Source organism: Sphingosinicella humi, assembly GCF_003129465.1.
Lineage (GTDB): Bacteria > Pseudomonadota > Alphaproteobacteria > Sphingomonadales > Sphingomonadaceae > Allosphingosinicella > Allosphingosinicella humi.
The window spans coordinates 964,507-972,500 of record NZ_QFFF01000001.1; the positions used below are offsets into that span (position 1 = coordinate 964,507).

The 7,994-nt window shown below is 65.1% G+C and carries 5 protein-coding genes, 1 tRNA gene and 1 rRNA gene (1 of these 7 running past the window's edge); 1 reads left to right on the top strand and 6 read right to left on the bottom strand.

Annotation, left to right across the window (positions count from 1 at the left end):
- Positions 1 to 45 precede the first annotated feature (45 nt).
- Positions 46 to 2,523 (bottom strand): M10 family metallopeptidase C-terminal domain-containing protein, encoded by a 2,478-nt coding sequence (locus DF286_RS04775; protein ID WP_109270394.1) that lies wholly within the window; start codon positions 2,521 to 2,523, stop codon positions 46 to 48.
- A 153-nt stretch (positions 2,524 to 2,676) separates the two neighbouring features.
- Here DF286_RS04775 and DF286_RS04780 point away from each other — a divergent pair, with 153 nt between their 5' ends.
- Positions 2,677 to 3,030, top strand: a complete 354-nt coding sequence (locus DF286_RS04780; RefSeq protein WP_109270395.1) for a hypothetical protein — start codon at positions 2,677 to 2,679, stop codon at positions 3,028 to 3,030.
- A gap of 56 nt (positions 3,031 to 3,086) precedes the next feature.
- Here the strand turns inward: DF286_RS04780 and DF286_RS04785 are convergent, their stop codons facing one another.
- The 5 genes from DF286_RS04785 to rrf form a co-directional block, all read right to left on the bottom strand.
- Positions 3,087 to 4,388 (bottom strand): HlyD family type I secretion periplasmic adaptor subunit, encoded by a 1,302-nt coding sequence (locus DF286_RS04785; protein ID WP_109272023.1) that lies wholly within the window; start codon positions 4,386 to 4,388, stop codon positions 3,087 to 3,089.
- Between the two features lie 5 nt (positions 4,389 to 4,393).
- Positions 4,394 to 6,127: a type I secretion system permease/ATPase gene (locus DF286_RS04790; RefSeq protein ID WP_109270396.1), complete on the bottom strand. Its 1,734-nt coding sequence runs from the start codon at positions 6,125 to 6,127 to the stop codon at positions 4,394 to 4,396.
- Complete coding sequence (locus DF286_RS04795) at positions 6,124 to 7,533, bottom strand: TolC family protein (RefSeq protein WP_158274633.1); 1,410 nt, start codon at positions 7,531 to 7,533, stop codon at positions 6,124 to 6,126. The genes DF286_RS04790 and DF286_RS04795 overlap by 4 nt, the downstream gene beginning before the upstream one ends.
- Positions 7,534 to 7,791: 258 nt before the next feature.
- Positions 7,792 to 7,868: transfer RNA gene (locus DF286_RS04800), tRNA-Met, on the bottom strand.
- Positions 7,869 to 7,959: 91 nt separating this feature from the next.
- Positions 7,960 to 7,994 (bottom strand): 5S ribosomal RNA (rrf, locus tag DF286_RS04805) (it continues 80 nt past the right edge of the window).

Here is a 7,994-nt window from a genome sequence, read left to right on the forward strand (position 1 = left end):
GGTTTGCCGGAGCGCCTTCCCTGAGTTTGAAGCGTCGCTTCGCTTTTAGGCGATCATGTATTGCGCGTGCATGTCGTTGCTGGCGCTGATCGTGTCGGCCGGAGCGAAGAGGATGTCCTGCATCCGCACCGCGCCGCCCTCGATGAAGATCGTGAGGTCGTCGCTACCGGCCAGGTCAACGAAGATCGAATCCCGCGTGACCGTCACATCGGCATCGGTGATACCGACGAACGCCGTGAGGTCGATCGTCTCGCCCTTCTCATAGCCGAGGATGATGTCAGTGCCGGCATCGCCAAAGACATAGCTGTCCTCGCCCTTGCCGCCGATAAGGACATCGTCGCCGGCGCCGCCATCCAGCACGTCGGCCCCATTGCCGCCTTCGAGCGTGTCGTTGTCGGCACCGCCCATCAGATAGTCGATGTCGTTGCCGCCCTGGAGAATGTCATCGCCGGCGCCGCCTTCGAGGAGATCGCTGGCGTTGCCGCCATCCAGACGGTCGGCGTCGTCGCCGCCGCGCAGGATGTCCCCGTCGTTACCGCCAACGAGGAGATCGTTGCCGGCGCCGCCGTCCAAGCTGTCCGCGCCATCGCCTCCAAGGAGGCTATCCGCGCCATCGCGACCGATGAGCACGTCGTCGCCCAGATTGCCGGTGAGGACGTTGGCGGCATCGTTGCCCAGCAGGACGTCATCGCCCTCGCCGCCGGTGGCATTCTCGATGACCACGCCGTTCGCGATGGTGTAGCCGCCGTGGATGCCGTGGACGAACGAGACGACACCACCGCCCGTCGGCGTATAGTCGAGAGTGGCGGCGAGCAGGTCGATCTGCACAGCCTGATCGCCGCTGTAGGCGATCGTGTCGGTTCCGCCGGTATCCCAGATCGTCTGATAGAAGGCTTCGTCCTGGGAGCCCGCCAGCGTGTAGACATCGTCGCCCGTATTATGCGGGTTGATGATGCCGTAGCGCTGCTGCAGCACCGCGATATCGAAGGCACCGAGCGTCGCCGACCAGCCCGATTCATAGGTGGCGCGGCTGAAGTCCCGCTCGCCGTCCGGATGCGTGGCCCACCCGTCATTGTAGGACATGACCGTGTAGACGCCCTGGTTGAGGTCGTAGACGCCGAGAGAGCCGGTAGAGGCGGTGACGCCGAGCATCACCTCCGATCCGCCGCCCGTGTCGTGCGGGTGCGCGATGCCATGGGCGTGGCCGAACTCATGCAGGACAACGGCATAGGAGAAGCCGCCGCGCTCCAGGCTGCCCGGCTCGGTGAACAGGCCGCTGATCACGTTGAAGGTGCCGATGCCCTGTTGACTGCCATAGGCCGGGTCCTGCGGGTAGAAGCGAGCGCCGTACGCCAGGTTCTCCGTGGTGAGCATGCGGAAGGTTGCCTGCTCCACATCGGTCGTGATCTCGTAATTGACGCCGAGGATGTCCTCATACTCCTCGAGCGCGTTCATCACGCCTTCGATCTGGAAATCCTCCCAGCCGAAGGTCGCCATCGGCGTTTCATCGTCCGGCTCGAACTCGCCGAAATTCTCGCCGGCCGGAGCGAAATAGACGTAAGCGGTGTCGCCCACGCCATCGCCATCGGTATCGACGAACGGGACATTGTTCGCGCTGTCCCAGACCAGCGATTCGAGCGGATCGCGGGTCGCGGGATCGACCTCCGCGACGTCCAGCGTGTAGCCGCCGGTCATCGGATCGAAGGGGAGATTCACATAGGCGTCATATGGCGACACCTGCAGATAATAGGTGCCGCTTTCCTCGGCGAAAAAGCTGAGGCCGGTCTCATAATTGACCGTATAGGTGATCGGATTCCCATTGGCGTCGAACAGGTCGAGGAAGGCGATATTCTCGCCCGGCTCACCATCGAAATCGCCACCGCCGGAAATACCGCCGGCATAGGTGAACGAGTAGACCATGCCTTCGGTCATCTCGATCTTGTACATGTCGAAATCATTGGGAGCTTCCAGCTGTCCGAAGGTGGTGCCCAGACCGATATCCATGGCACCCTCGAACGTGTCGTCGACGTCGTTCGCCGGATTCGCCTGCCAAACGTCGAGCGTGTAGCTGCTGCCGGGGTCCGCCTGATCGGTGGCGAGATGATACCAGGACGAGGCGAGAACATAATAGGTGCCGTCGACAGTCGGCGTATAGGTGATCATCGAGGTGCGGCCGAGACCGCCGTCGTCGTCCTCGGTGATGTAGCTCTCATTGGTCAATCCAGGCCCGTAGAGAAGCATATACGGGTCTTCGAGACCGTCGGCACCCGCACCCCGCTGAGCGAAGGTATAGGTCACGCCCGCGGTGAGATTGAACGCGTGGAGGTCGAAAAGCTCGCTGTCCAGCAGCTCGCCTGACTTCGTGTCGTCGGGACTTCCTGCCGAGCCAGGGGTGTGGGTTGCGATCGGGCTGGGCGCGTCGGCCAGATACTCGGTTATGTCGATGTTCGCGTTTGCCTCATGTTCGATGATGCGTCCGTTCGCATCGAACTGCACGAAATCTTCCCAATTTCTCTGCTGCATCGATTAGCCCCTCTTCCTGACCATATTTGTTATTTGGCCGTCGCGACTCGCGACAGGGCTCCGAAATGATCACGGTTTACAAAGAGTTGCAAATGCTTTTGCGGGAAACCGCAATCGCGTGTACCAGTGTGGGGCTGTTTGGAGGGTGTGTAATTGCGCGAGGCGGCCGAATATTGGGTGCTAATCGCCGCGATCAGCTTGGCCACGCCGGCTTGCGCGGCTCCCTTGAAAGCAAGCGGGGAACCCTCGGATGCGGCTTACAAGCCTGCCGATGATGGGCCGGAGAAGCCGGTGAACAACAATATCGTGCCGCTGAACGAGCGATTCCGAACGCTCGATGACTATCTGGCCTTCCGAAAGAGCAGGGCCGCCATAGATGGTTCTTGGTACCGCGAAATTCGTCCGGGCGTTTATCGCCTGGAAACCGGAAACTACCACGGACCAGAAGCCGAAAAGCGGATCTTCACTCGCGAGGAACTCGCCAGCAAATACGGTTTCTCGGAATAGCGCCTGCCTAATAGCCCGCGCGAGGCCCGTTCGGACGACGGCGACTGCCGTGACGGTCATTGTTCGCGCAGCGCGGATTGGCCGAGCTTGGTGAGCGGGGAGAGAATGTAGGACATGATCGTGCGCTTGTCGCCGAGCAGGCTGACGTCGGCGATCATCCCGGGACCGATCTCGAGGGGCCGGCCGTCCTTGTCGAGGAGCTTGTCGTTCGTCGCCACGCGCACCGTGTAGAAGCTCTCGCCGGTCTGCTCGTTGATCGTAGCGTCGGGCGAGATCGCCACGACCTTCCCCTCCAGCGCGCCATAAACCGAGGAGTCATAGGCGGTGATATTGATCTTCGCGTCCTGCTCCATGCGTACCCAGGCGATGTCGGAGGGACGGATTTTGACTTCGACCAGGAGGTTTTCCTCGCTCGGCACGATCTCGACGAGGGGTGCGCCCGGCGCGACGGTGCCGCCGACGGTGGTGACGAGCACACGATTGACGCGCCCGTCCAACGGGGAGCGCACGATGGTCCGCTCCACCCGCTCCGAAAGCGCGGGGAGCGTGCGGCGAAGGGCCACCATTTCCGCCTGGGCGGCGGCCAGTTCCTGTGCCGCCCTCGAGCGCCAGTCCTGACGCTGCTGGACGAGGCTCGCCCGCGCCTCAGCCACCAACGACTGCGCGCGCGTCACGGCGGCGGCCGCGGCGGCGACGTCGCTCGACGCGATGGCGGCGGCGTTTTCGGCCTGGACGAGCGACAGGCGCGGCTCGATGCCGCGGTCGACCAGCGGACGGATCAGATTGAGCTCGGTCTGGGCGGCGGTGAGCGCCGACCGCCGCGAGGCGAGCGCCGCCTCGGCCTCGGCAACGCTGCGCTCCGCCTGGGTGACGCGCGCGCGCGCTGCACCGAGCAGGCTGCTGAGGTCTGCCATTCGCGACAGGTGGAGGGACCGTTCGATGGCGATCTGTTCCGCCATGCTCGGGCTGGTGGCGGATGGAAAGCTCGGCGATCGCCCGGCCACTTCCGCCTCGAGCCGGGCGATCTTGGCGCGCAGCGCCTCGAATTGCGACCGGTTGCTCGAATATTCCGAGCCGGTCGCCGTCTGGTCCAGCCGGACGAGCGCCGCGCCGCGTTTCACCAGATCGCCGGTGCTCGCGAGAATGGCTTCGACGACACCGCCTTCCAAATTGGAGACGACCTGCAGCTGGGAACTCGGGATGACGCGTCCCTGCCCGCTCACCGTGCGGTCGAGCTCGGTCAGCGACGCCCAGATGATGAAGACCAGCACGAAGCCGCCGATCATCCACAGCAGCAGGTTGGACGCCGTCGCGGGGCGCACCTTGTCGATATAGTCTTCGAGCGTGCTGTGGTTCATGTCGTTCATACTGCCGCGACCTTCGGACGGTTGAGCTTCGCCAGGATCTGATCACGCGGGCCGTCGGCAATGATCCGCCCCTGATCGAGGATCAGGACCCGGCTGACGAGGCGGAGGAAAGGCGTGCGGTGGGTGATGACGAGGAAGGTTCGGTCCTCCAGCTCCTTGCTCAGCCGGTCGAGCAGGCCGCTCTCGGTCTGATTGTCCATCGCGCTGGAGGGCTCGTCGAAGACCAGCACCGAAGGACGGCCCGCCAGTGCCCGGGCAATGGCGATCGACTGACGCTGCCCACCGGAGAGACCCTCGCCGCGGTCGGCGAGCTTCCGATCGTAGCCGTTGGCGATCTGGCCCATGAACTGATGGGTGCCGGAAAGCTCCGCCGCACGGATCATCTCCTCATCGTCCATGTCGGCCCGGCCGAGCACGATATTCTCCCGCACCGAACCGGAGAGCAGCAGGGATTCTTGCATGGCGCTGCCGATCTTGCGGCGCAGGCTGATTGGGTCGAGCTGGCGGATGTCGGTCCCGTCCAGCAGGATCAGGCCTTCCTCTGGCTCGTAAAGGCCCAGGATCATCTTCGCGATCGTAGACTTGCCCGACCCGACCCGCCCGAGAAGCGCGACATGCTCGCCCGGCTCGATCGTGAAGCTGACGCCGTCCAGCGCCTTTTCGGAGGCGCCGGGATAGCGGAAATGAACGTTGCGAAACTCGATCCGCCCTTCCGTGGCGCCCAACACCAGAGGCTCGCCGCTCGGCCCTTCGGTCGGCGTGTTCATGAGGCCGTCCAACTGGCGATAGGCGGTGCGCGTCGCCGTCATGCGCGACAGGAGGGTTGCGATCTGCCCCAGCGGGGCGACCGCACGCCCGGCAAGGATCGAGCAGGCGATAAGACCGCCCATCGTCAGCGTCTGGTCGGCAATGAGGCCGACGCCGACGATGACGACCCCGGCATAGGATATCATCTGCGCCGAGCCGGCGATGGTGACGCCGATATTGGCGATGAGCCGCTGCTTGAGGCTGATCGCGCTATGCTCTTCGATGGCGCCGTGCCAGCGCCGGGTGAGGATCGGCGCGGCGCCCGATGTCTTCACCGTCTCCAGGCCGCCGATCGTCTCGACCAGCACCGTCTGCTTGAGCAGGCCCTGGCCCATCGACTGGGCCGAGAGCCGGTCCATCGCCGGCTGGGTCAGAAGGCCCACGAGCACGACCAGCGGGATCATCACCATCGGAACGAACACGACCGGGCCGCCGATCATGGCGATGACCGCGAGGGTGATGAGCACGAACGGCACATCGACGATCGCGGTAAGCGTTGCCGAGGCGAAGAAATCGCGCAGTGTCTCCAGTTCCCGGACGACGCCGGCGAGGGCACCGGTCGAGCCCCTCTTCTGGTCGAGCCGGATGGCGAGCAGCTGGGCGAAGACCGTCTCGCCCACCTCGCGATCGATGCGGGCGCCGGCGACGTCGACGAAATAGGCGCGCACCGTCTTCAGCGCGAAATCGAACAGGATGACGATGCCGAGGCCGATCGACAGGGCGATCAGCGACGCGGTCGCATTGTTCGGCAGCACGCGGTCGTAGACGACCATGGTGAAGATGGAGGTGACCAGCGCGAAGATGTTGATCATCACGGCCGCCACCGCGACGCGCATATAAATGCCCTTATTGCGTAGCATCGGCTCCAGCAGCCAGGGCGCGAAGCGCGGCCTGGGGATCTCGATCAGGGTATCGTCGCTCATTGCCACTCCGGTGTGGGCGGATCGATGTCGAGGGCCGGCAGTAGCCGGCCGGTGCGGGACAGGAGCACGTAGCGGGCCGCATCGAGTTCGGTGACGGCGCGGATGTAGCTGGCGGCGACGTTGAAATAGCCGCTCTCGGATTCGAGAAGGTCGAACAAGGTGCCGCGGGCGACGCGGAAACGCTCGGCCAGCACGTCGCGCGACTGGCGGCTGGCGACATAGCTCTTCTCGAGCGCGGCAAGCTGCTCTTCCAGCGCGACCACGTCGGACCAGGCGATCGCGGCCTCACGCTCCGCCTCGCTGCGGACGCGGGCGGCGCTCGCTTCGGCGGCGTTCGCCCGCGCCTCGGCTTGGTCGGCACGCGCATCGCCGGGCCCAAGGAAGCGGTAGCGCACCGTCGCCCTGCCGCGAACGTCATAGTCGCGGCTGGAGAGGCCATATTTGCCGGCATCCAGGCCGACGGCGACGCTGGGCAGGGTCGACGCACGCGCCGCCCGGGCCTCCCGCCGCGCCGCACGGGCGAGGGCCTCGGCGCCTTCCACCGGCGCCGTCGTCCGGGCCAGGAACTGCGCCGCATCCTTGCTCGTCGTCGGAATTTCGAACGCCGGCGCACGGTCCAGCCCGGACGGGGCGGGGACTCCGAACATTTCCTCGAAACGAGCCTCGGCGTTGGCGAGCTGGCGCCGGTAGCGGGCCAGATCGGCCTCGGCGGTCGCGATATAGCTTTCGACGCGCGGCAGATCGCCCGGCGCCGAGACGCCCTGTTTGATCCGCATCTCGATCGCGCTTCTGAGGTCACGCTGGTTGAGAACGAAGGCCTCGCTCAGCGCCACCAGCGCCCGATAGGCGAACACGTCATACCAGGCCGCGATCGCGTTCAACGCCACCTGGTCCGCCGAGGCCTCCGCCTCGAGGGCCGCGGCGCGGAGCCGGGCTCCGGCGGCGGCGATGCGGTTGGCCGTCGCGCCGAAATCCCACAGCGTCTGCTGGGCGCTGAGCAGCAGATCCGTCCGCTCACGCGAGCGGGAACGCTCGATGATGTTGTCGGGATCGTTGTCGAACTCGCGCGCGAGGGAGCGCTGCGAGCTGAGGTCCAGATCGATGGTTGGGAACAGCGTCGAACGGGCCTCGTCCTCAGCCGCCTCCGCCTCGACCACGCCGGCCAGCGCCTCATCGACGCGCGGGTGGCGCTCGACGGCGCGCTGGACCAGGGTCGTGAAGTCGGGATTGGCGGCCGGCTCCCGACCCAGGGCCAGCACCGGGTCCGCGGCCAGATCGATGCGGAGGGGATCGCGCACCGGCGCAGGCAGATCATCGATCGGAGCGGCGGGGGCAACGGGCGACTCCGCCTGGACGCCCGCCTGCGCGAGCGCCGCGACAGCTACAGCTACCAGCCACCCAGCCATGTTAGACCCCACCCCTCGCAAGAGGAAAACGCCTCCGCAAGCCATCTCTTACGAGATCGTCGCTACATATCAAATAGATATACCAGCGCCCCCCGCCGCTCCCGTCTCGCAATGACGGGCGTACAATGCGACCTAAAGCCGCGTTCCCAGAGTAAAAGGGGCGGATTTCTGCCCCCTGGACGGAAGGCAGATCGCGACCGCGACCCGCGTTGGCACAAAAAAAGGCCGCCCTGAGGGACGGCCTTTATGCTGTTGCGTTGGTTGCGGGGGTAGGATTTGAACCTACGACCTTCAGGTTATGAGCCTGACGAGCTACCGGGCTGCTCCACCCCGCGCCAAGCCAACGCTAGATCCACGGAGCCTCGCTCGACGCGATCGAAATCGTGATGACATGTGAATGGGTTTTCCTGATGCGCCGGCCGCAAAGCCTGGCGACGACCTACTCTTCCACTGCTTAAGCA